Genomic DNA, 24,275 nt, shown 5'->3' with positions numbered 1-24,275 from the left:
AGAAATCACGGACACCGACGGTTGAACAATCGATAGGCCAGCCACAACGGCACAGCCATCCACAACCACAGGCACAGCCAGAGCCAAGGCCCGGGCACCGGCAGGTCGCTGCCCAAGGTCAGCACTGCCGCGCCGCTGGAACCGGCGTCGAACCCCGACAGGTTGATCAGCCGATACACATCGGTGGGGTTGAACAGCAACAGCCACGGCAGCAGGTCCGGACTGAACCTGCCCTCGCTCAGCACCAGCAGTGCCAGCAACGCCAGGTCAAACACCAGCACGAAGAAAAACCACACCCCCAGCGCCAGCCCGGCGGCGGTGGATTTCTCCGCCGACAGGCTGCTCAGCACATAGGCCAGCCCCAAAAAAACCCAACCCAACAGCGTGCTGGAGACGATGAAGCGGCCAAAGGCCCAGAGCAGCAGGCTCAGCTCGATATCGTCCACCAGCAGGGCTATGGCGAACATCGCGCAACCAAAGCCGATCAGGGTCGCCAGCGCCAGGATCAGGCCGTGACCGACAAACTTGCCCAGCAGCAACTGCCCGCGCCCCAACGGATACGTCAGCAACAGCAGCAAGGTGCCGCTCTCGTCCTCGCCGACGATCGCGTCATAGGCCAGCAACAAGGCGATCAACGGCATCAGGAACGTTGCCAGGCTGGCCAGGCTCGCCACCGTTGCCGGCACCGAGGTAAACCCCAACTGGCCGGACGCCGCCGCGCCAAGCCAGGCGATGCCGATGGCCAGCACGGCGAACAACAGACTGATCGCCAACAACCAGCGGTTGCGCAAGCCGTCACTGAATTCCTTGCGGGCCATGTTCCAGATCGGGTTCATGAGCCGGCCTCCTCGGTCGCCGCTCGAACCATGTAATGACGGTACAAATCTTCCAGGGACGGCGGTTTGATCTCGACATCCGTCGGGTCATCCTGGGCCAGTAACTGGCGCAGCAACTTGAGTTTGCTGCCATCCGGCGCGGACACCTGCAGCCCTTGCGCGCCCCACCCTTGGGTGAGGTGTCCTTCGCTGCGCCAATGCTGGCGAAGCCAATCGGCCCGCGACAGGCCCGAGGCGCGGATCAGCGTCGGCAGCCCCGCGTCCTCGCGCAACCGGTCCAGGCTGCCCAGGGCCAACAGACGACCTTGGGTGAGAATCGCGGCGCGGTTGATGTGAGCTTCCACGCCAGGCAAGACGTGCGAACAAAGAATGATGCTGGTGCCCTGCCAGCGCAGCCGATCGAGCAGTTGATAGAGGTCCTGGGTGGCGATGGGGTCCAGGCCGACGGTGGGTTCGTCCAGCAACAGCAGCCGCGGCTGGCCGAGCAAGGCCTGGGCCAGCCCCAGGCGTTGGCGCATGCCCTTGGAGTACGTGCGCACACGCCGCCGGGCCGCTTGCGCCAACCCGACCTCCTCCAGCAAGCGCTCGACCTGGTCTGGCGCCGCGCCCTTGAGGCGGGCGAAATGGCGCAAGGTTTCCAGCCCGCTCAACTGCGGATAGAACATCACGTTCTCCGGCAGGTAACCGAGCATTCTGCGCACGCCCGGATCACTCGGCTCCCGGCCAAATACCCGCACCTGACCCTCACTGGCGCGCAGCAGACCGAGTATCAGTTTCATGGTCGTGGTCTTGCCCGCACCGTTGTGCCCAAATAGGCCGAGCACTTCGCCCTGGGCCAGGTTCAGGTTCAGCCCGCGCAGCACAGCGGCATTGCCGTAGCGCTGACTGACGCCTTCGATCTCGACGACGTTCAAGACGCGTCCTCCTGAGCACTGTTGCGTGGCGGGGGCTGGAGCGGCGCGTGCATCAATGGATGGCTGTCCATCACCCCGGGGGATTTCATGACCGGGAACGCCCGCTGTACCCAGCGCAGCAGCTCGATACCCGGACTGTTCATCAACAGCCGTACCTGGGGGTACAGCCACAGCAGGCGATCGACGTTGTCGTTGGGTTCATAGGCCACGTCTCCCAGTCCGTCGCCATTGCGATCCCAACCCAGGTAATCACTCCAGTAATTGCCGCGCCCGTCCACCGACCACTCCTGCAACCGCGTGGCCACGTATTTGACCTGGCGCTGGTTGCCGGCGAACACGTTGCCGGCGATGCGGTTGTCCTCCGAACCGGCGGTCAGGTGGATGCCCACCGCGCTGCGCTCGAAATGATTGCCTTCGATGCGGTTGAACAATGAGTTGTAAATGAACAGGGCCTTGCCCTCGGCACCGGTGATCATGGTGTCGCCGGTGGACCCGTCGCGAACATCGGTGACCACGTTGTCGCGCAGGGTGGAATAGGTGATGTAGTTCATCAGGATCCCGTAGTTCTGGTCCTGTTCGGAGCGGTTGCCGATGACCGTCAGTTGACGGCTTTGCATCAAGGCATAACCGGTGCGGGTGCGCCGGGTGACGTTGCCCAACAGACGGTTATCGTTAGCGAACATGTAGTGCACGCCGTAGCGCAAATCCTCAAGGATGTTGCCCTCGAGCAGGTTGCCGTTGGAGGTGTCGATATAGATGCCGTCGCGGGTCTCGCGTACGTGATTGCCGATGACCCGGGCACCGTGTACCGCGTACAAGTGAATGCCGTTCCCCCGGTCCTGGGAGCGCAGCCCGGGATCGCCCTGGATGCGGTTGTTGATCAGGCTGACGTCCCGCGCGCCATCGACCCAGATACCGAAACCCTGGCCCTGCATGCGGTTGGCACGGACCACCGCACCCTGGGCGACAGGCTGGATGAACACCGCGGCATTCATGGCCGTGAGGTCGTGGCCCCAGTCCAGGAAGGTACAGCCCTGGAGCTGGACGTTCGGGGCGCGAATGATCAACCCATTGCCCTCACCCTGCCCCTGGAATACCGCATCAGGCGCGCACGTGAGGGTCATGGGTTGGTCGATGCTGAACGAGCCGCGGTATTGCCCTGCAGGCAGGCGCCATTGCCGTTCACCGTCGGCCTGCAATGGCAAGTCGGTGATCGGCTGCGGCGCGGCAAGCGCGCCGCCCGACAGTAGCAGGAGCACCAGGGCAATGACCGGTGCGCGAGCGTAGCCCGCAGGCTGTTGCTGGTTACCGGTCATTGAACCCGTCTCCTCGTTGAACCTGCTCAGGCCTTTTCAACCAGCATGCGCCCGACCATTTCCATGTGCAGGGCGTGGCAGAACCAGCTGCAGTAGTACCAATGCAACCCGGCCTTGTCGGCGATGAAGGTGATGGACGAGGTCTGTTGCGGACTGATCTCCATGCTCACGCCGTGGTTGGTCATGACAAAGCCGTGGGAGACGTCTTCGATCTGGTCGATGTTGGTGATCGTCACCGTCACCTCGTTGCCTTGCTTGACGGTGAACTCCGTCAGGCCATAGGCCGGCGCCATCGAAGTCATGTAGACCCGCACCTTGTTACCGTCACGGATGACCTTGTTGTCGGTCTCCAGGTTGATGCCATCCTTCTTGGCCAAGGCCACGGTTTCGGCGAAGAACGGATCGGTGCGGCTCCAGATCTTCTGGGTCTTGATCTGATCACGCCGGGCAAGGATGCAGTCATGGGGTTCGGCAAAGGCCGGGCCATCGTGTACCAGCTTCATCTCTTCGCCGGAAATGTCGATCAACTGGTCGTTTTCCGGGTGCAGCGGACCGGTGGGCAGGAAGCGATCCTTGGAGAACTTGCACAAGACCACCAGCCATTTGCCGTCCGCCTCGCTGGTTTCGGTCAGGGACGCGTGGTTGTGGCCGGGTTGGTACTGCACATCGAGCTTTTGCTTGATGTAGTTGACCTTCTCGCCCTTGTAGGCACGGATGGCCTCGTCCATGTTCCACTTCACCACCTGACTGTCGATGAACAAGGTGGTGTAGGCATTGCCGCGCCCGTCGAAGGTGGTATGCAACGGCCCCAGGCCCAGTTCCGGCTCAGCGACGATCACCTCGCGCGGGTCTTTGTAGCGGTCGTCGAATAGATCATCCAGCCGGTCGATGGCGATCATCGAGACGGTGGGCGACAGCTTGCCGTTGGCGATGAAGTATTTGCCGTCGGACGAGGTATTGAGCCCGTGGGGATTCTTCGGCACCGGGATGTAGCGGGTGAACGCGCTGTCCTTGCCATCGGTTTTACGACCATCGACCACCGGCACCTTGGAGCCGTCCAGGGTGATGAACTTGCCGGCCTTGATCGCCGCTTCGATGCGCGGGATGTTGAACACCACCACCCAGTCGCGCTCGTTGCGCATCATGCCGCCCAGGTCGTAGGCCTTCTCGGAGTTGTAGCAGGTGCTGGCGGCGTACTTGCCGGTGTAGTCGGCGTCGGAGTTGTCCAGGTTGCCGTCGACGATCACCTGGAAGGCCATTTCCATTTTTTCGGCGTCGATGGCGTTGAACATCGTGTAGCTGTTCTTGTCTTGCAGGTCGAACGTGCGACCGTCATTGGGGTGCGGGATGACGAATTCGGCGTTGGCGAACACGTACTTGGTGTACGGCACCTTTTGCAGGCGCAGGCCATGGATCGCCTGGACGTTGGGCACGGTGAGAATCTTGTCGCACTTCATGATATCCAGGCGAATGCGCGCGACCCGGGAATTGGCCTTATCGTTGATGAACAGGTATTTGCCGTCGTATTTGCCATCGGTCATGGAGATGTGTGGGTGATGGCAGTCGCCGTTCTGGTACTTGGCGCTGTCACCCAGGATGCGCTTGCTTTCGTTGGTCAGCCCCCAACCGGTGGCCGAGTCGACGTTGAACACCGGAATACGCATCAGCTCGCGCATGGACGGTACGCCCAACACCCTCACCTCGCCCTGATGGCCACCGCTCCAGAAACCGTAATAGTCGTCCAGCTCTCCGGGGCCGACGTGGACTTTGGACTTGGCTTCCTTGGCCGCCGCAGCCCAGGACTCACGGGTGAACACCGCGCCGCCCAGCGCCGTGGCGCCGGCCAGTACGGCGCCGGTCACCGCACTGGTCCCTAGAAATCCTCGACGGCTGACGCCCCTGGGTTCTTCGACCGCGCCGCTGGTTTCGGTTTTTTTATCGCTCATGCTGTGTGCTCCATGAAGAATGAAAGGGTCAAGGGACAGGACATTCGGGTGTCTTAAGGCGCCGGGGTCACCTGCACCACGGGAATCAGTTGCGTCTCGGTCGCGCTCGCCTTGCTGCGCTTTTTGCGCTTGTTGATCAGTGGCGGGCATTTGTTTTCGTTGTGCCAGGTCATCTGGCAATCGAGGCAGTAGTGACATTCGTTGGCGTTGATCCGGCCATCGGGGTGAATCGCCTGGATCTCGCATTCCTTGGCGCACAGCTGGCAGGGGTTGCCACATTCCTTGCGGCGCTTGAGCCAGTCGAACAATCGCAGCCGGGTCGGCATCGCCAGGGCGGCCCCCAACGGGCAGATGTAGCGGCAATAGACTTTGCGGGTGAACAGGTTGACCACCAGCAGACCCAGCGCATACGCCACGAACCACCACTGACGGTCGAACCTGAGGGTGATGGCGGTCTTGAAGGGCTCCACTTCGGCCAACCGTTCGGCGCTGGACATCGACTCCAGCGAGACGCCGAACAGCACCAGCAAAATGATGTATTTGATTGCCCAGAGTCGCTCGTGGACGGCGAACGGCAGCTCGTACTGCGGCACTTTCAACTTGCGCGCCAGCTCGTTGAGCAACTCTTGCAACGCACCGAACGGACACAGCCACCCGCAGAACACCCCGCGCCCCCACAACAGAATGCTGGCGGCGGTGAACACCCAAAGGATGAAAATCAGCGGATCGGTGAGGAACAGTTCCCAGCGAAAGCCTTCGAACAGGGCATGAACGAAGGTCAGCACATTGACCACCGACAGCTGGGCCAATGCATAACCACCGAGAAACACCACGGTGAACATCAGGTAGCCACGGCGGACCCAGTGCAACAGCTTCGGGCGCCGGGCCAGCGCATCCTGCAGGAACAGGATCGCCGTGAGCACCAGCAGGGCCACGCCCAGTACGCTGATCTCGAGGCTTTTCTGGTACCAGAGGGTCAACCACATCGGTCGGCTGGCTTCTTCGGCAGCTGCCAGTTGTTCAGCCGTTGGCAATGGCCTTTCCAGATAGGGCTCGGGCAATTGATAAGCCAGTTCAAAGCTGCTGAAGATGCCACTGACAGGTCCGGTCTGACGACGCACCAGCAGCTCCAGGCTCCAGGGCGAACCCGGGTCGAAACGGTGGGAGGCGCGGACGATGAAAATCGCCATTTCGTCGAACTCCGGCATGTCCGTCGGCGCCACGTCGTCCAGACGCTGGAAGTCCAGGTCGCGAAAGCTGATGGCGTCGCCGAACTGACGCACCTGTACCCGATCGAAAATGCCGCCGCGCACATACCCCGAGCCCTTGAAGGAATAGCGACCGCTGCCCATCACGGCGATGGCCTGCTCGCCGGGTTTGAGTTCGGCCATCAACGTGCGGTATTGCGCCTCGCCCAGCAGGTTGCGACCGATGGTGGGCGGGTTCAGGTGGGTGACATACAGGTCGATGAAGGTGTCGTCTGCTTGCTCGGCGCTGGCGGCTTCAACACCCTCGGCCTCGGTCCCCTTGAAGGAAGCATCGGCCTGGCCGCGCGTCAGGTGCAGGCGACGCACCGCGCCGTTGCCGGTCAAGGTTTTCCAGTCGGCGGGTTCGTAGAGGTCATCGCGCACGCGTGCCGGCGCCACCGCCAACCCCGCGTCCCCCTTGACCAGCTCCAGGGAAACCGCGACATCGTGAGCGGCGCGCATGATGACTTCATTGACCACCATCGCCGTCACGGTGGCGCCGGCAATTGCATCCACTGTCACCGCGTTGGGGTCGCTGGAATGCCCCACCACCACCCGTTGATTGACCTTGATGCCGCTGTAGCGGGCACTGAACGCGTGGAGTTTTTCTTCGGCAATGCCGATCAGCAGGATCGGTTCGTGGTGCTCAAGCACAAAAGCATCGAGGATCACACCGGCCGGATCGAGGATCACCTGGACGTTGATGGGCTTGCCTGAATAAGCGGGAATGTCCACCACATCCAAGCTCTGGAACACATAGCCGACGACCTTGCCGGCAGCGGACAGTTTGCGAACCTTGAAGGGGCCGTCGGGCTCGGAGATCGAATCGACCGGGCTCAGGACCTGGTGGATGCGCTGTTGCTGGATATCACCGTAGTCCTTGGCCTGGGCGAGGCTTGCGATCAACAGCAGGAGAACGAGCAGCCCATGGAGCCAGAAGCGGGATGGGTGCAGCATCACAAAGGGAGGGGTCATGAACGCCAGGGCTTAAGGACAGGATCTTGGCGATCATGGTAGGACCCACTCCCCTGCGCGGCCCTTGATTGAAATCAAGTTGAGGAAATGAACTCCTCCGAGTGCCGGGCTCGACGCAATCAGGCGGCTGGTCCAAGTGAGCCACCGGTCCCCGCGCAGCCGCGCCACCTGCCGACATGTCGTTTCCTCCGGGCATTCGATTGAACATTATTCACGGCCTCGGATAAATGACCGATACCTCAGCCGCCGAGTATTGCTGAAACTGCGCTCACCCCATACAGGAGATCGCATCATGTTCAAACCCAAGGCCCTTGCCCTCACACTCGCCATGACCTGTTCATTGTTCGGCGGCGCGGTCCATGCCGCGGCGCAGCAACCTTCTGTCGTCATCGTCCATGGCGCTTTCGCCGACGGATCCGATTGGGGCAAGGTCGTCCCGCTGCTGCAGGCGGAAGGCATCAAGGTCACCGTGGTACAAAACCCGCTGACCTCGCTGGCTGACGATGTCGCCGCCACGCAACGTGTGCTGAACAACCAGGAGAACGATGTCGTATTGGTCGGCCACTCCTGGGGCGGTACCGTCATCAGCGAGGCTGGCACCGACAAGAAAGTACGCAGCCTGGTGTACGTCGCCGCGTTCGCTCCGGATGCCGGTCAAGCCAGTAAAGACCTGGGCAAGGACTACCCTGCTCCGTCCGGCGTGAAAGACATCGCCGCCGACAAAAACGGTTTCTTGTACATGACTGCCGAGGGCATGGCCACCGGTTTTGCCCAGGATCTTTCCGCAGAGCAAACCGCGGTAATGGCCGCGACGCAAGGGCCGATCCGCGCCTCGGCATTCGATGACAAAACCAGCGCCGCCGCCTGGAAAGGCAAGCCATCCTGGTACGTCGTGGCCAAGGAAGACCGGATGATCCAGCCTGATCTGCAGCGAGCTTTCGCCAAGAAGATCGGTGCCAAGGTCACCGAAATCGACGCCAGCCACGTGCCGCAACAGTCACGCCCGGCAGATGTTGCAAAAGTCATCATCCAGGCTGTTCAGAAGAGCCAATAATTTCAGGCCTCTTCTGCGCCGGGATCGAGGGAAGTGCTGCGTCAGGATGGATTGCAACCGGTCTCAGGACAGGTTGGCGGAAGCTCGGACGCAACGCACTTCCCTCGCAGCAGTCATCACATCTGGCGAGATTGAGCTTCGCCTCCTGCTACCCAGCCGCCGGCAAACATCCGTTGGAACCTTTTGCCCCCCTGCCGTCACTCATTGCCCAGCAAACAAAACGGCAGTCGATTGACCCGTCATCGTGCCCGGCTTCCCCTATCAATACCCTAGCGAGATTCACCGCATGTTCTCCCCAGCAATGATTTTGCACCTCGATCTACGCTTGAACCTGGCGAGCGATACCACCCCGACCAAGGAACCTCGCTCATGCCTATGAATTGCGCACGGAATAAACACCATTTCGATTTCATCGTCTGTGGCGCGGGAACCGCCGGCTCCGTCGTGGCCGGACGACTGGCCGAGAATCCCGAGGTGGAAGTGTTGCTCATCGAGGCGGGAGGCAGCGATGACCACCCCCACGTGCTGGAACCGGGGAATTGGCCGCTGAACCTGGGCACCGAGCGCGACTGGAACTTCGTGGGCGCCGCGAACCCTCATCTCAACGACCGGAAAATCCCATTGAATATGGGCCGCGGCTTGGGGGGCGGGTCCAGCGTCAATGTCATGCTGTGGGCCCGCGGCCATAAAAACGACTGGGAAGACTTCGCCGCACTCAGTGGCGACCCGGCGTGGAACTACGCGTCGGTCCTGAAAATTTATCAACGCGTGGAAGACTATCAGGGCACCTGCGATCCGGTGCGTCGCGGCAAGGGCGGACCGGTTCATGTCGCGCCTGTGCGAGACGCCCAACCGATTGCCAACGCCATGATCAGTGCGGCTGCCGGCATGGGTATACCGGCTTTCGAGAACCCGAACGGCGCCATGATGGAAGGCCGCGGAGGTGCAGCCTTGAACGACCTCATCGTCAAGGACGGCCGGCGTAATTCCATTTACCGCGCCTACGTCGCTCCACGCTGTGGTCAGCCCAACCTCACGGTCCTGACTTATACGCTTGTCAGTCGCGTGCTCTTCAGGGACCAACGCGCCATCGGCGTACAAACCATAAAAGATGGGCAGATCGAGTGCTTTTACGCCGATCACGAAGTCATTCTTTCGTTGGGGGCGGTCAACACCCCCAAGGTCCTGATGCAATCAGGCGTGGGGCCGGAGGAGGAACTGCAGCGCCATGGTATTCCGCTCGTCCAGCATCTCCCCGGCGTTGGCGCCAATCATCAGGACCACGTGTCCTTTGCCGTTATTTTCGAATACGCGGCTCCACAGCCGGTGGGTTACGGCGGCTCGGAGGCGACGCTCTACTGGAGCAGCGAAAGCGCTTTGCATCTCCCCGATATGTTCCACTGCCAAGTTGAATTTCCAGTGCCCAGCGCAGAGAACGCCTCACTCGGCGTTCCCGCACATGGCTGGACAATGTTCGCTGGCCTTGCCCATCCGGAAAGTCGCGGCCGGGTCAAGCTCAGCGGCCCGAATGTGACCGATGCCCCCATCATTGAACCCAACACGCTGTCGCATCCGACCGACCGGCGCAACGCGCTGGAAAACATCCGATTTGTCCAGGAACTGGGCGCGCAGGCGCCCTTCAAGGGCTTGGTCAAACGTGAAAGCCTGCCTGGAAAACTCAACACCCAATCGCTCGAACATTACGCTCGCAACGCTGCCGTTACTTACTGGCACCAATGCGGTACGGCAAAAATGGGCCAGGACGCGATGTCCGTGGTCGATGGTCAACTGCGAGTCTATGGAGTCCAGGGCCTGCGCATTGCCGATGCCTCCATCATGCCGCATGTCACGAGCGGCAATACGATGGCTCCGTGCGTCGTGATCGGTGAGCGGGCCGTGGAGGCTATATGGACCACTTACGAGCTTTGAGCGTCAGCAGGCGCCGGTGACTGTGTTCGAGCCGGCCACTCGCCGAGGGCTGCGCCGAACCCTGCGGGAGAACCGGGCCTTGCTTGAATTAACGCGTGTGCGTCAACCCACCCAATGAGTTTTACCACGGTCATAATCATGATTTCAGATATGCAGAAAAAAACCAGCGTCGCGCACTGGACGGGCAGAGTCCTGGGCGCTCTGGTGGTGTTGGCATTACTTGCCGACGCCGGTGTGAATATTTTCGCGCCCCAAGTCCTCGCAAAAAACATGGAGCTGACCGGATTCCCCGATCACCTCTCCTCTGTCATTGGCAGCATCATCCTGGTTTGCACCGTGCTCTACATGATTCCGAGAACCGCCGTGTTGGGCGCAATACTGGTGACAGGATTCCTGGGTGGTGCCATTTGCACCCATTTGCGCCTGGGTGAATTGGGCTCCGCCTCGCAGATCATCAGTGGGATGTTGGGCATTGCGGCCTGGGCTTCGCTTTACCTGCGCAGCGATGCCGTCCGTTCTCTGCTGCCGTTGGTTGAAAGCAAAGGGCGAGTATCGCGATCTGTCCTTCAGACTTTCCTTAATAGACGCCGACGGTGGTGAGTCAAACGACTGGACATCGAACCCTGTGCCAACCCCATAGCCCTGTCACGGCTCCGTAGGGCCATCAAGCACCCACCGAACACTCGCTTTCATCACCGGATAAAACAGTGTCTGTCCAGAAATCGCACGTGCTCAAACCCGTGCTGCCTATCTCGTATGAGCAGATGGATCGCTTGGTCGCGTCGATACAGCCTACGCTTCTCGAAGAAGCGTTCAGTAGCATCATCGGTATATTGCGAGGTGGAGGCCCCTTAGCGCTGATGGTCTCGCATGCCACGGGCGTTGAACCGGCCTTTTTGCGCTATTACCGGGTCGATCGGAGCGTGATTTGGGACTCGTCGATCCCCCTTCCTCCACCAGGCAGCAAGGTGTTGCTCTGTGAAGACATCGCTGGCACCGGGCACACCCTGAAGGACTGCCTGGCATTCTTGCAGCGCAGGGGATTGATCGTGAGGGTTTTCACTGTCGGCTTTGACGACCTAAGCGGTATACGCCCCGATTACGGGCTGGACGGGCGAGGGTATTTCTTGCAGTTCCCTTGGGAGCGCCAAGCCCTTACCTGCGCCTATCGCGATCGCTGGATCGACACCGGTGGCGGGCGTACCGGCAGGATGGCCCATGACCATGATTACGACGTGTACGCCATCGACCTCGACGGAATACTGCTTCCAGATATCCCGCTCCAACGTTATGCGGCGGACTTGAGTGCGGCGCTTGGCGAACGCGACCGCCTCGAGCCCTTCAAGCAACTGCCACCTCTGGGGCGGGTGAAGGCGATTATCACCGGGCGCCCGGAGATGGATCGCGTTCGTACTCAAGCCTGGCTAAGCCAGCACGGCCATAGCGGGACACCGCTGATCATGAGAGATACCCGCTCGTGCAACGACAGCCCAGAACAGGTTGCCCTCTACAAAGCCCGGGCATGCGTACAATTGGGGTGCACGCACTTCGTTGAAAGCGACCCGACACAAGCGATCCTGATCGCGCAGCAAGCGCCTTTGCTGCGGGTCATCTGGTGGGATGCCGGGTGCGGCCGGGGAAGATTGATCGGCGCGGCAGATTGGAAACACGGTACGCCTGGGGCGCCATCCTGAACGCGAAAATGGCGAACACGCCGCTGGTTATCACTGCGGGCCACGCTGGTTATCATCCACAGCAGCGCAACAAACAGAGCAGTGAACAGCTTTGATCGAGGCATCCGGGGTCCGTTTCCATGACAATTGCGAAGCTTTTCTCATCTCTTCGCTTCGGAGAAAATTTTTATTGCACGAGAATCGACGAACCCGGTCGCATAAATATCAGTGCTGTGACTCAGGTTCCACTCTCCGAGTGACGCCGTTTCGCCAGAAAGCCTCCACGCGTTGAACAGACGCAAACAAGGAACGCTCCATGCCCCCACGCTCCGGTCCCGCCTCCGCTTCGCCATTGCCTGAAGACACCGGTTTCGTCCGGGTGCGTGGCGCCCGCGAGCACAACCTCAAGAATGTCGACGTCGACATCCCTCGCGATGCCCTGGTGGTATTCACTGGCGTGTCGGGGTCGGGCAAGTCGTCGCTGGCCTTTTCCACGCTTTATGCCGAAGCCCAGCGCCGTTATTTCGAGTCAGTCGCGCCTTATGCCCGGCGCCTGATCGACCAGGTGGGCGTGCCGGACGTGGACAGTATCGAAGGTCTGCCGCCAGCGGTGGCCTTGCAACAGCAGCGCGGCACGCCCAGCGCGCGATCCTCGGTGGGCAGCGTCACCACCTTGTCGAGCCTGATCCGCATGCTCTACTCCCGAGCGGGTAGCTACCCGGCCGACCAACCGATGCTGTACGCCGAGGATTTCTCGCCCAACACGCCTCAGGGCGCCTGCCAGCAGTGCCACGGCCTGGGCCGGGTCTATGAAGTGACCGAAGCGTCCATGGTGCCGGACCCTTCGTTGACCATCCGCGAACGCGCCGTGGCGGCCTGGCCCATGGCCTGGCAGGGCCAGAACCTGCGAGACATCCTGGTAACCCTGGGTTATGACGTCGACGTTCCTTGGCGCGATCTGCCCAAAAAGCAGCGTGACTGGATTCTCTTCACCGAAGAAACCCCCACTGTCCCGGTGTACGCCGGGCTCACCCCGGCCCAGACCCGCGCAGCCCTCAAGCGCAAACTCGAGCCCAGCTATCAAGGCACGTTCAGCGGCGCCCGACGCTACCTGCTGCACACGTTCATGCACTCCCAAAGCGCCCAGATGCGCAAACGCGTGGCGCAATACATGCGCGCCAGCCCTTGCCCGGTGTGCGAAGGTAAACGCCTCAAGCGCCAGGCACTGACGGTGACCTTTGCCGGCCTGGACATCGCCGAACTGTCCCACCTGCCGTTGCTGGAACTGGCCGAGGTGCTCAAGGGCGTTGCCGCCCCCGATTATCTGGCACAAGCCGAGGAACCGGGAACAACCCTCACCCACCAGCAAACCCGCGAGGCCCGCGAGCAACGCGCCGCCCGGGGTGAAAATCCCCACGCCGGTGGGCCTGATGCACGCCACACCCACAATCTGTCCCTGGAAAAACGCCTGGCCGCCCAACGCATCGCCGCTGAATTGCTGGAGCGCATCGTCACCTTGATCGACCTGGGCCTCGGCTACCTGGCCCTGGAGCGCAGCACACCGACGCTGTCTTCCGGCGAGCTGCAACGCCTGCGCCTGGCAACCCAGCTCAACTCCCAGCTGTTCGGCGTGATCTATGTGCTGGATGAACCCTCCGCCGGCCTGCACCCGGCCGACAGCGAAGCGCTGTTCCAAGCCCTGCAACGCCTCAAGGCCTCGGGTAATTCGGTGTTTGTGGTCGAACACGACCTGGACACCATGCGCCGCGCCGACTGGCTCATCGACGTCGGCCCCGACGCGGGGGAACAAGGCGGAAAAATCCTCTACAGCGGCCCGCCCGCGGGCCTGCGGCAGGTGCCGGAGTCACGCACCCGCGCCTACCTGTTTGCCCAGGACAGCGCTGCGGGGCGCACGCCTCGAACACCCAAGGATTGGCTACGCCTGGAAGGCATCACCCGCAACAATCTGGATAACCTCAGCGCCGCCTTTCCCTTGGGTTGCTTCAGCGCCGTGACCGGCATTTCCGGCTCGGGTAAATCCAGCCTCGTCAGCCAGGCCCTGCTGGACCTGGTGGGTGGCCATCTGGGCCAGGCCAGCCACAACGCCGAAGCCGACGAACAAAGCCTGGAAGATGAACCGCTGCAAACCAGCGGTGGCCACGTCACCGCCGGACTCGAGTCGGTCAAGCGGCTGGTCCAGGTGGACCAGAAACCCATCGGCCGCACCCCGCGCTCCAACCTCGCCACCTACACCGGGCTGTTCGATCACGTACGTAAATTGTTCGCCGCCACGCCTCAGGCGCAGGAACTGGGTTTCGATGCCGGACAGTTCTCCTTCAATGTCGCCAAAGGCCGTTGCGAAACCTGCGAGGGCGAGGGCTTCGTCAGCGTCGAGCTGTTGTTCATGCCCAGCGTGTATGCACCCTGCCCCACGTGCCACGGAGATCGCTACAACCCCCAGACCCTTGAAGTGAACTGGCAGGGGCTGAACATCGCTCAGGTTTTGCAACTGACCGTGAATCAGGCACTGGAGGTGTTTGCCGAGCAGGCGTCGGCGAAGCGCTCACTGCAAGTGCTGCAGGATATCGGGCTGGGTTATCTGCGCCTGGGCCAACCGGCCACGGAACTGTCCGGCGGCGAGGCCCAGCGCATCAAACTGGCCACCGAGCTGCAGCGCAAAGCCCGGGGCGCCACTTTGTACGTGCTGGATGAGCCAACCAACGGCTTGCATCCCCAGGACGTGGATCGCTTGCTGGTGCAGTTGAATCGCCTGGTGGATGAAGGCCACAGCGTGGTTGTGGTGGAGCATGACATGCGCGTGGTGGCGCAGAGTGATTGGGTCATCGACATCGGCCCGGGCGCTGGGAGCCAGGGCGGGAAAGTCGTGGTATGCGGGGCTCCGGCGAAGGTCGCGAAATGCCAGGAAAGTCGAACGGCGGCCTTTCTGGGCAGGGTGCTGCAGCCTGGAGGTTGAAGGGCAACCTGCCTGGCGCACGCCCTGCGGCGAGGGGGTTATCCCCGCTGGCTGCGCAGCCAGCGGGAGCGCTCGTCAAACCGTACGCGAATACTGGACCGTCTGGTCGACGCCCAAGTACGCGTCGAAAGCCATGGCCACGTTGCGCATCATCAATTGCCCCTGGGGCAGCAGCACCAGCGAGTCGGGGTGGATCTCCAGCAGTCCGTCGCGCACCAGTTCCTGAAGCCGGACCAGGGCATCGGCAAAGTACTCGTTGAAACCCACACCGTGACTGATCTGGACCCGGGTGAAATCGATCCGTCCATGGCACATCAACTCGCTGATGACCTCGCGGCGCAACCGGTCATCGTCGCTCAGGCGATAGCCGCGCTGCACCGGCAGCAGGCCTTGATCCAGGCGAGCGTAGTACTGAGAAAGCTCCTTGACGTTCTGACCATAGCTGTCACCGACCTTACCGATCGAAGACACACCCAGGCCGATCAAATCGCAATCGGCATGGGTGGAATACCCCTGGAAGTTGCGTTGCAGCGTGCCCTGGACCCGAGCGCGCACCAACTCGTCGTCCGGCAAGGCGAAATGGTCCATGCCGATGTAGACATAACCGGCTTCGGTCAGACGATTGATGGTCAGTTCCAGCAACTCCAGCTTGCGCTCCGGCGGCGGCATGTCTTCGGGTCGGATCATCCGTTGCGCCCGCACCCGTTGCGGCAGATGCGCATAGCTGTAGGCGGCGATCCGGTCGGGACGCAGGGCGATGATCTTGCTCAGGGTCACATCGAAACTGGCGATGGTTTGCAGCGGCAAGCCGTAGATCAGATCGACACTGACGGACTTGAAACGCGCCAGCCGGGCCGCCTCCACCAACTCGACGACCTGGGCCTCGCTCTGCACCCGATTGACCGCGGCTTGCACCTGGGCATCGAAATCCTGGACGCCGAAGCTCAGGCGATTGAACCCCAGCTGGCGCAGCCCCTGGATCTGTTGGGCATCGATGGTCCGCGGATCGACCTCGATGGAAAACTCATGGGCGTCACTGTCGTCCATGTCGAACGCCTGGTGCAGGCACTCCATCAGATCGGCCAGTTGCTCATGGGTCAGATAGGTCGGCGTGCCACCGCCCAGGTGCAGTTGCGTCAGTTTGCGCGAACGGTCGAACAACGCCGCCTGCAGGCCGATCTCACGCTTGAGGTAAGTCAGGTATTCAGCGGCGCGATGAGTCTTGCGAGTAATGATTTTGTTGCACGCGCAGTAGTAGCAAAGGCTCTGGCAGAACGGAATATGGATGTAGACCGACAAGGGTTTGGGCACCGGGGCCTGGTTGCTCAGCTCGGCGGCCTGGCGGTACTCATCCATGGCAAAGGCCTGATGGAACTGCGGGGCCGTCGGATAGGAGGTGTAGCGCGGCCCCGGACGGTCGTACTTCTCGACCAGGGCGCGATTGAAAGCGGATACAGCATTCATGATGGGGTCAACCTGTCAAAGGGGCCGGTCAAAGTGCCTGCGTCGTCGGGAACTGGATCGAACAGATTGCAGATCGCATCCACACTCAGGCGCCCGGCGGGCAAGATGCCAATAAAACGGCTGGTCAATTCGATCAAACCCTGGCTGCGCAATACCTCCAGCTGCGGCCAGATGGACGCGAAATAATCGCGCAACACCACGCCGAAACGCGCTTCCATGGCCGGGATATCCAGCTCCAGGTCGCAGGCAAGTTGCTCGGTCACTGCGGCCCTGAGCAGGTCCTGCGCTTCACAGCGCCAGCCGCGACACACAGGCAACTGCCCGGCGTCCAGCTGCTGGCAGTACTCCAGCAGGTCATCGGTGTTCTGCACGTACAAGTGTTCGATCTGGGTGATGGCCGACAGGCCGAAACCCAAGTGGTCACAGCAACCGCGCCGAGTGAAACCCTGGCAATTGCGGTGCAGGCGTCCGTGCTCTTGGGCGACGGCCAGGTCATCGTCCGCCCTGACGAACTGCCCCAACCCGATGTAGTGATACCCCGCCCCGGTCAGTTGCTCGCAGCAGATTTGGCGCATGGTGTCTGTATCGGCCTGGCTGCTGAAGGCATCCGCCGCTTGGTGTTTTTTCGAACGATAACGATACGGCGCATGGGCGTAGTCGAACACATGCAGCCGGTCGGGCTCCAGTTCGATCAGCGTGGCCAGTTTGCGCGCGAAGCTGTGGGGCGTTTGCCAGGCATGGCCATAACCGAGATCGATGTTGATGGAACGGAAACCGAAGGTTCGCGCGGCATCGATCAGCGAATGAATCGGTGCCGGGTTCTGATAGCAATCCACGGACAAATCGCTGTCCAGGCCAATGTCTGGCACGCCGATGCTGACGTGGGTGAACCCTTGGTCGCGAATCAGCCCCATGGTGGACCAGTCGGTGTGATGCAGGTCGACCTCGATGCTGTGTTCGGCGCTGTCGTATTCACAGAACTCGAAACGTTTGCGCAGGTCATCCATCAGCCGCTGCAAATGGGCGATCACCGGCGTACCGCCAGTCAGGCAGAACGCCTCGACCCGACGCCCTGCGCCCAAGTGACAACCGACCAATCCGATTTCATAGGTCAGGTGTTGCAGATAGCCCTCGATCTCGCCACACCGGCACACGCTCGCCAGGGGCGAACACGATGACAAACGCAAGCGCGAAGGCAGATGCACCGCCAGGGACAGCGGCCGCCGTTTATGGCGGCTGTCGCGCAACTCCCGAAGCAGATCGAGCGAGCCAACCCCCGTATGGAATTTGCGCGTACCGACCGGGCAATCGACATCAGCCACCGCCGGGGTACGGCGCGGGGCTCGATCACCGGGGGTGTGGAACAGGTCGAACATGACAATCTCCGAATGGCTGCGCAGGCACAGTGTCGGACTTGTCCCGATGGGTCGCCTTGACCTGTATCAAGCGCCTTGCATACGTCCCGCAACCGCTCACCAGGTCAGGTAAAACATCCCCTTGGCCAACAGCACGATTGCCAGCAGATGAATGAACACGCTGGTATGGATGATCTGCACGTAACGGGCGTTCATGCGGGCGCTTCTGAACAGCCACATGGCCCAGAGGAAATGCCCGAGTACGCTGCCCGCCAAGGCTATTTTCAGGCCCAGCAGCAACCCGAAAGAAGACTCCCATGGCGCGGAAAGCGTCGGCCAGTACCGCAGCCAGACCATGGCAGCGCCGGCACCGAACAGCGTCAGCAACACCCAGGGCATCAACTGCCGGGCACGCCGGCTGATGCCCTGTTCCAGCAGCACCATGACTTTGGCGGGCAGCTGTTTGCGGATGCTCTCCAGGAACAGCACCTCGAAGAACACCGTGCCAATGAAAACCAGCGCGGCAAACAGGTGCAATGTCAGGAATAGCGGATAGCTCATGGGCTCCTCGGTCGCCCCTGAATCATCGGGCGATGGTTTAGTCGAGGTTATCCCGCGGCTTCGGATTGGGGGTTGATGCCAATCAAGGAAACCCGATACAGCACCTGTGGGAGCGAGCCTGCTCGCGATAGCGTCGGTTCGGCTTGCATCCCATCGACTGACACACCGCTATCGCGAGCAGGCTCGCTTCCACAAGGGTTGTGTGAACCCAAAAGCGTCAACAGAACGTTACCTGTTGTTGAAGTCGTTCCGACCGTTGATCAGCTCGTTCGTTTTTTTGACGCTTTGCCGATATGCGGTCACAACTTTTGCGCTCCTGCGGGTCATAACACGGTGGCCGCCGATGGAATATTGGCTTCTACCGTGGTTCCAGCCCGATACGGAGATAAGCTCATGATTTTCAACGTACAAAATTTTGGCGCCAAAGGAGATGGCATCACCGACGACACGGCGGCAATACAAAGTGCCATTGATGCGGCGGCTGCCGCAGGCGGCGGGCAGGTGTACATGCCGACCGGGACTTACATCGTTTCGGCCGGCGAGGAACCCTCCGACGGTTGCCTGATGCTCAAGAGCAACGTCTATTTGTACGGCGACGGCATGGGCGAAACCACCGTCAAGGTGGCCGACGGCTCCGACACCAAGATCACCGGCATCATCCGCTCGGCCTACGGTGAAGAAACCCACGATTTCGGCGTCAGCCATCTCACCATCGACGGCAATCGCGACAACACCACAGGCAAGATCGACGGCTGGTTCAACGGCTACATTCCCGGCGAAGAAGGCTACGACTCCAACGTCACCCTCGACAGCGTCGAGATCAAGGATTGCTCCGGGTACGGCTTCGACCCCCACGAGCAGACCGTCAACATGGTCATCAAGAACAGCGTGTCCCACGGCAACGGCCTGGACGGTTTTGTTGCTGACTTCCTCAGTGACAGCACCTTTGAAAACAACGTCGCCTACGACAATGACCGCCACGGTTTCAACGTCGTCACCAGCACCCACGACTTCACCCTCACCAATAACGTTGCCTACAACAACGGCGGCAACGGTATCGTGGTGCAGCGCGGCAGCGAGGACATCCCCTCCCCCAGCAACATCACCATCACCGGCGGCGAGGTGTATGGCAACGGCGGCGAAGGCGTACTGATCAAGCTGTCCAGCGACGTCACCGTCAGCGGCGTCGACATCCACGACAACGCCAGCGCCGGGATCCGCATCTACGGCAGCAACCACGTTGAAGTCATCGACAACACCCTCAACAACAACTCCCTGGGCAATCCGGTACCGGAAATCATCATCCAGTCCTACGACGACACCCTGGGCGTGTCCGGTCGCTACTTCAACGGCAGCGACAACCTGATCCAGGGCAACATCATCAGCGGCAGCGACCTGTCGACCTACGGCGTTGCCGAACGCAACGAAGACGGCACCGACCGCAATGCGATCATCGCCAACACCATCAGTCACACCAGTAAGGGCGCGACGCTGGTCTATGGCGACGGCAGCTATGTCAGCGCCACGGTACCGGTGACCACCGTGCAAGGTACCGCCGGCAACGACACCTTGCTGGGCAGCGCCGCCAACGAGATTTTCTACGGCGGTGCCGGCAATGACACCATCAATGGCGGCGCGGGTGACGACATCCTGGTGGGTGGCGCGGGCATCGACAGACTGACTGGCGGCACCGGCGCCGATACGTTCCGCTTCGCCAGCCAGTCCGACAGTTACCGCAACGCCACCACCAGCTTCGACGACACCATCACTGATTTCGACGTTACCCAGGACAAGATTGACCTCGCGGGCCTGGGCTTCACCGGCCTGGGCAATGGCCGTGGCGGCACATTGCAGATCAGCTACAGCGCCAGCAGCGACCGCACCTACATCAAGGATTACGATGCCGACGCCAGCGGCAATCGCTTCGAGCTGATTCTGTCGGGCAACCTGACCAGTACCCTGACCGCCAGCAACTTCATCTTCAATCGGGTGGTCACCGGCACCAGTGGCAGTGACTCGCTGATCGGCAGTGACTCGGCCGACACCCTGCTGGGTCTGGCGGGCAACGACAGCCTCAGTGGTGGCGCGGGCGACGACAAACTCGACGGCGGTGCCGGCATGGACACCCTCACTGGTGGCACCGGGGCCGATACCTTTGTGTTTTCCAACCGTCTGGACAGCTACCGCAACTACAACACCGGCGGCGTCAACCTGGGCGATGTGATCACCGATTTCGATGTCAGCGCCGACAAGATCGATCTGTCGGCCATGGGCTTCACCGGCCTTGGCGACGGCAAGAACGACACCGTGTACGTGGTACTCAACAGCGCCGGGACCAAGACCTACATCAAATCCCTGACCGCTGACGCCAATGGCAACCGCTTCGAAGTGGCGCTGGAGGGTAACTACCTCGACACATTGACCAGCGCCAATTTTGTCTTCGCCACCGCCTCGCCCACCAATCAGGCACCGGTGTTGGCCACGCCGTTGCTGGATCAGAATGCGACCGAAAACACTCCGTTCAGCTACGTGGTGCCAGCCACCAGTTTTACCGACCCGGACAACGACAGCCTCAGCTATACAGCCACCCTCGCCAACGGCAGCGCCCTGCCCGGCTGGCTGGTGTTCGATGCCGCCAGCCGCACATTCAGCGGCACGCCAACCGATACAGCATCAGGCACGTATTCCATACAGGTCACGGCGACCGACGGCAGCAACGCCACCGTCAGCGACAGCTTCACCCTGGCGGTGCAGGACGTGCCCGCCGCGCCCATCGTGATCAATGGCACGCCGAACAACGACACGTTGACCGGTACCGCGGCCAACGAACAACTGTATGGCGGCGCCGGTAACGACACCCTCAATGGCGGGGCTGGCAACGACATTCTGGTGGGCGGCACTGGCGTGGACAAACTCACCGGCGGCGCGGGTGCCGACGTGTTTCGCTATACCTCCAAACTCGACAGCTACCGCACCAGTTCCACCAGCGCCAGTGACCAGATCCTCGATTTCGACGTGGCCGCCGACAAGATCGATGTATCGGCCCTCGGCTACACCGGACTGGGCAATGGCCAGGGCGGCACACTGCAGGTGACCTACAGCAGCTCGACCAACCGCACCTACCTCAAAGACCTCACGGTCGATGCCAACGGCAACCGTTTCGAAGTGTCGTTGGCGGGTAACCTGGTCAGCAGCCTGACCGCCAGTCATTTCGTCTTCGCCGACGAGAACACCCCCAGCAATGTGGCGCCCGTGGTGGTTATCCCCCTGCTCGACCAGAACGCCACCGAAAGTACGCCGTTCACCTACACCGTGACCTCCGACAGCTTCAGCGACGCCAATCAGGATGTGCTGACCTACACCGCCACCTTGGCCGATGGCAGCGCCCTGCCCGCCTGGCTGAGCTTCAATGCCAGCAATCTGACTTTCGCTGGCACACCCACCAGCACGGCGGCAGGCAACTACAACGTACTGGTCAAGGCCACCGATCCGTCAGGTGCCTCGGTGAGCGACAGCTTCGCCCTGGCAGTGGCCGATGCGCCGGACAATACCATCACCGGAACCAACAACGCCGAATCCCTCACTGGCACCGCGGGCGCGGACTTGATCCTCGGCCTGGGCGGCAACGACACGATCAGGGCCGGCACTGGCGCGGACATTGTCGATGGTGGCGCCGGTCGCGACTCGTTGTACGGTGGCGACGGTGCCGACACCTTCCGCTACACCAACGTGCTCGACAGCTATCGCGACTACGACACCGGCGGGGTCACGGCCACGGACACGATCTATGACTTCACCGTGGGTGTCGACAAGATCGATGTCTCCGGCCTGGGCTATCTCGGCCTCGGCAATGGCAGCAACGGCACGCTGTACATGACCCTCAACTCGGCCGGCGACAAGACCTACATCAAATCCAGCGAAGCGGACGCCGACGGCAATCGCTTCGAAATCGCCCTCAGCGGTAACTACCTCAACACCCTGACCGCCGATGACTTCGTGTTCGGCGAGCGCGCCCAGCAGGACATCCTCTACCTGCCGACCCTCGGCCAGTCCAATGCGCGCCTGCTGCGCATGACTGAGGACGATGATCAGTCCGGTACGTCGATGCTGGTCAATGACCTGAACAAGTACACCTCTTATGACGTACGCAGTCAGTTCGAGGATGCCGACGGCAATGGCATCGACATCGCGGTGGGTGGCAGTACGGTCAATGGCCTGTCGACCCTGGGCGCCGAGGAGCTCAAGTTGTGCTGGTGGCTGACCGACACCAACCAACCGGGGCCTGCGCTGTTGCGCGCCGTGGCGTTGTTGCAGGATCAGCTTGCCGAGCTCAGGGCCATCGACAACGTCACCATGGGCATTGTTTGGGGCCAAGGCGAGGAAGCGGCCCAGGAGATCGCCCGTGCCTCCGACAAGGAAGCTGCAGCGGCGGCCTACAAGACCGCAACGCTGGCCGTGTTTGATTACCTGCACGCCCAGTTCGGCAGTTTCAACGTGTACCTGATGGAGACCGGGCACTACCAACAGGACGCGGCGCGTGCCCGTGGCTATTCGGAAGAGAAGATCGCCGACATTGTCGAAGGTGTCGGTTATGTCCGCGCCACCCAGGAGGCCATCGCCGCCGAGCGCGCGGACGTGAAACTGGCCGTGGACTACACCGATCTGCCCTTGCGCTACGAAGTCGACCCACTGGTGTATCCCGACGACGTCTGGCACTTGCACGAGGAATCGGCGGAAATCGTCGGCCAGCGCCTGGCCGATTACATCGCCGATGACCTGGGTTTCCAGGGCAATCCTGATGACAACAACAGCGTGCAGGACATATTCGATGATGCCCAGAACGAAGGCGGGATGATTTCCGGTACCGACCAGGCAGATACGCTGGTGGGCAGCTCGGGCAACGACACCCTGGACGGAGACCTGGGCGCCGACAGCTTGACCGGCGGCGACGGCAACGACATCTATGTGGTCGACAACGCGTTCGACAGCGTGGTGGAAAGCAACACCTCGACCGCACAGATCGACACGGTGCAGGCCTCGGTCAGTTGGACGTTGGGCGATAACCTGGAGAATCTGGTGCTCACCGGCGTATCGGACATCAACGGCACCGGCAATGAACGGCGCAATTTCATCACCGGGAACGCCGCCAACAACGTGCTTGATGGCGCCGCCGGGGCCGACAGCATGAGCGGGGGCGATGGCAACGACACTTACTATGTCGACAACACCGGCGATACCGTGATCGAGACCAACAGCAACCCGGTGTCTGGCGGGATCGACAGCGTGCACAGCAGCTTGACGGCCTATACCCTCAACAACAACGTCGAAAACCTGTACATCGATACCCCCGACGCCGCCAATGGCACCGGTAATGCGTTGGACAACATACTGTTTGCCGGGGCCGGCAACAACGTGCTGGACGGCCGTGATGGCAATGACACGGTCTCGTTCGAACGGGCCATGGCCGGTGTCACGGCCACCCTGTCCACCTCCGCGCAACAGAACACCGTGGGTTCGGGCCTTGACACCTTCAAGTATGTCGAGAACCTGACCGGCAGTGCCTACGCCGACAACCTGACGGGTAACAGCGGCGCCAACGTGCTCAACGGTGGGGCGGGCAACGATACGCTGGTGGGTGGCTCGGGCGATGACCGGTTGATCGGCGGCGCAGGCACTGACAGCCTGAGCGGCGGTACGGGTGCAGACACATACGCATTCGAAGCACTGTCGGACATGGGCGTCGGGGCGCTACGCGATGTCATCAGCGGCTTCAAGAGCACCGAGTTCGACCAACTGGACTTCACCGGGTTGGACGCCAATCCGCTGACCGCCGAGATCGACACCTTCACGTTCATTGGCAGCAATGCCTTTAGCGCCGATGCCACCGGTCAACTGCGCTTTGCCGATGGCATCCTCTACGGCAGTGTAAATGCCGACGCCAGCGCCGAGTTCGAATTCGAACTGGTGGGGGTCAAGGAGCTGCATGCCAGCGACTTCACGGCCTGACGGGAGCAGGCAGATCGATCAACCA

The 24,275-nt window shown here is 61.5% G+C and carries 14 protein-coding genes; 6 read left to right on the top strand and 8 right to left on the bottom strand.

From position 1 onward, the window contains the following. Window positions 1-5: 5 nt before the first annotated feature. The 5 genes from HQ912_RS14000 to nosR are packed head-to-tail and all read right to left on the bottom strand — an operon-like array spanning window position 6 to window position 7,234. Window positions 6-836, bottom strand: a complete 831-nt coding sequence (locus HQ912_RS14000) for an ABC transporter permease (RefSeq protein WP_076384487.1) — start codon at window positions 834-836, stop codon at window positions 6-8. Further along, on the bottom strand, window positions 833-1,750 hold the full coding sequence (locus HQ912_RS13995) for an ABC transporter ATP-binding protein (RefSeq protein ID WP_076384485.1): 918 nt from the start codon (window positions 1,748-1,750) through the stop codon (window positions 833-835). Before HQ912_RS13995 ends, HQ912_RS14000 begins: the two co-directional genes overlap by 4 nt. Then, on the bottom strand, window positions 1,747-3,066 hold the full coding sequence (locus HQ912_RS13990) for a nitrous oxide reductase family maturation protein NosD (protein ID WP_076384483.1): 1,320 nt from the start codon (window positions 3,064-3,066) through the stop codon (window positions 1,747-1,749). The genes HQ912_RS13995 and HQ912_RS13990 overlap by 4 nt, the downstream gene beginning before the upstream one ends. Before the next feature lie 26 nt (window positions 3,067-3,092). Further along, window positions 3,093-5,012, bottom strand: a complete 1,920-nt coding sequence (gene nosZ, locus HQ912_RS13985) for a TAT-dependent nitrous-oxide reductase (RefSeq protein WP_047225819.1) — start codon at window positions 5,010-5,012, stop codon at window positions 3,093-3,095. Between the two features lie 53 nt (window positions 5,013-5,065). Further along, complete coding sequence (nosR, locus tag HQ912_RS13980) at window positions 5,066-7,234, bottom strand: transcriptional regulator NosR (RefSeq protein ID WP_047225818.1); 2,169 nt, start codon at window positions 7,232-7,234, stop codon at window positions 5,066-5,068. 292 nt (window positions 7,235-7,526) lie between these two features. Here nosR and HQ912_RS13975 point away from each other — a divergent pair, with 292 nt between their 5' ends. The 5 genes from HQ912_RS13975 to HQ912_RS13955 all read left to right on the top strand — a co-directional run bounded on the left by HQ912_RS13975 (window position 7,527) and on the right by HQ912_RS13955 (window position 14,864). Beyond that, window positions 7,527-8,288, top strand: a complete 762-nt coding sequence (locus tag HQ912_RS13975) for an alpha/beta hydrolase (RefSeq protein ID WP_047225817.1) — start codon at window positions 7,527-7,529, stop codon at window positions 8,286-8,288. A 369-nt stretch (window positions 8,289-8,657) separates the two neighbouring features. Further along, the gene (locus HQ912_RS13970; protein WP_260990029.1) at window positions 8,658-10,217 is read left to right on the top strand and encodes a GMC family oxidoreductase; all 1,560 of its coding nucleotides are present in this window, start codon (window positions 8,658-8,660) and stop codon (window positions 10,215-10,217) included. Window positions 10,218-10,367: 150 nt separating this feature from the next. Continuing rightward, complete coding sequence (locus tag HQ912_RS13965) at window positions 10,368-10,817, top strand: DoxX family protein (protein ID WP_173406915.1); 450 nt, start codon at window positions 10,368-10,370, stop codon at window positions 10,815-10,817. A gap of 128 nt (window positions 10,818-10,945) precedes the next feature. Further along, window positions 10,946-11,911 (top strand): phosphoribosyltransferase, encoded by a 966-nt coding sequence (locus HQ912_RS13960; protein ID WP_047225877.1) that lies wholly within the window; start codon window positions 10,946-10,948, stop codon window positions 11,909-11,911. A 295-nt stretch (window positions 11,912-12,206) separates the two neighbouring features. Next, a complete protein-coding gene (locus HQ912_RS13955; RefSeq protein ID WP_173406914.1) occupies window positions 12,207-14,864 on the top strand; it encodes an excinuclease ABC subunit UvrA in 2,658 nt (885 codons plus the stop codon). A gap of 75 nt (window positions 14,865-14,939) precedes the next feature. Here HQ912_RS13955 and hemN read toward each other — a convergent pair whose 3' ends face one another. The 3 genes from hemN to HQ912_RS13940 form a co-directional block, all read right to left on the bottom strand. Continuing rightward, window positions 14,940-16,328, bottom strand: coding sequence for an oxygen-independent coproporphyrinogen III oxidase (gene hemN / locus HQ912_RS13950; protein ID WP_076384477.1), 1,389 nt, complete (start codon window positions 16,326-16,328; stop codon window positions 14,940-14,942). After that, on the bottom strand, window positions 16,325-17,704 hold the full coding sequence (locus HQ912_RS13945) for a coproporphyrinogen III oxidase (RefSeq protein ID WP_047225814.1): 1,380 nt from the start codon (window positions 17,702-17,704) through the stop codon (window positions 16,325-16,327). Before HQ912_RS13945 ends, hemN begins: the two co-directional genes overlap by 4 nt. 96 nt (window positions 17,705-17,800) lie before the next feature. Then, the gene (locus HQ912_RS13940; RefSeq protein ID WP_047225813.1) at window positions 17,801-18,244 is read right to left on the bottom strand and encodes a CopD family copper resistance protein; all 444 of its coding nucleotides are present in this window, start codon (window positions 18,242-18,244) and stop codon (window positions 17,801-17,803) included. Window positions 18,245-18,637: 393 nt separating this feature from the next. On the opposite strand from HQ912_RS13940, the gene HQ912_RS13935 reads away from it, so the two are divergent. Then, on the top strand, window positions 18,638-24,250 hold the full coding sequence (locus tag HQ912_RS13935) for a putative Ig domain-containing protein (RefSeq protein ID WP_173406913.1): 5,613 nt from the start codon (window positions 18,638-18,640) through the stop codon (window positions 24,248-24,250). Window positions 24,251-24,275 lie beyond the last annotated feature (25 nt).

Origin of the sequence: Pseudomonas sp. MPDS (assembly GCF_013283895.1) — a bacterium.
Lineage (GTDB): Bacteria > Pseudomonadota > Gammaproteobacteria > Pseudomonadales > Pseudomonadaceae > Aquipseudomonas > Aquipseudomonas rhizophila.
This window is presented reverse-complemented; position numbering and strand designations above follow the sequence as displayed.

What these genes read in the sequence shown, in the direction of transcription:
- HQ912_RS14000 (WP_076384487.1), bottom strand. Translation starts at nt 836, where the DNA reads ATGAACCCGATCTGGAACATGGCCCGCAAGGAATTCAGTGACGGCTTG.
- HQ912_RS13990 (WP_076384483.1), bottom strand. Translation starts at nt 3,066, where the DNA reads ATGACCGGTAACCAGCAACAGCCTGCGGGCTACGCTCGCGCACCGGTC.
- nosZ (WP_047225819.1), bottom strand. Translation starts at nt 5,012, where the DNA reads ATGAGCGATAAAAAAACCGAAACCAGCGGCGCGGTCGAAGAACCCAGG.
- nosR (WP_047225818.1), bottom strand. Translation starts at nt 7,234, where the DNA reads ATGACCCCTCCCTTTGTGATGCTGCACCCATCCCGCTTCTGGCTCCAT.
- HQ912_RS13975 (WP_047225817.1), top strand. Translation starts at nt 7,527, where the DNA reads ATGTTCAAACCCAAGGCCCTTGCCCTCACACTCGCCATGACCTGTTCA.
- HQ912_RS13970 (WP_260990029.1), top strand. Translation starts at nt 8,658, where the DNA reads ATGCCTATGAATTGCGCACGGAATAAACACCATTTCGATTTCATCGTC.
- HQ912_RS13965 (WP_173406915.1), top strand. Translation starts at nt 10,368, where the DNA reads ATGCAGAAAAAAACCAGCGTCGCGCACTGGACGGGCAGAGTCCTGGGC.
- HQ912_RS13955 (WP_173406914.1), top strand. Translation starts at nt 12,207, where the DNA reads ATGCCCCCACGCTCCGGTCCCGCCTCCGCTTCGCCATTGCCTGAAGAC.
- hemN (WP_076384477.1), bottom strand. Translation starts at nt 16,328, where the DNA reads ATGAATGCTGTATCCGCTTTCAATCGCGCCCTGGTCGAGAAGTACGAC.
- HQ912_RS13945 (WP_047225814.1), bottom strand. Translation starts at nt 17,704, where the DNA reads ATGTTCGACCTGTTCCACACCCCCGGTGATCGAGCCCCGCGCCGTACC.
- HQ912_RS13940 (WP_047225813.1), bottom strand. Translation starts at nt 18,244, where the DNA reads ATGAGCTATCCGCTATTCCTGACATTGCACCTGTTTGCCGCGCTGGTT.
- HQ912_RS13935 (WP_173406913.1), top strand. Translation starts at nt 18,638, where the DNA reads ATGATTTTCAACGTACAAAATTTTGGCGCCAAAGGAGATGGCATCACC.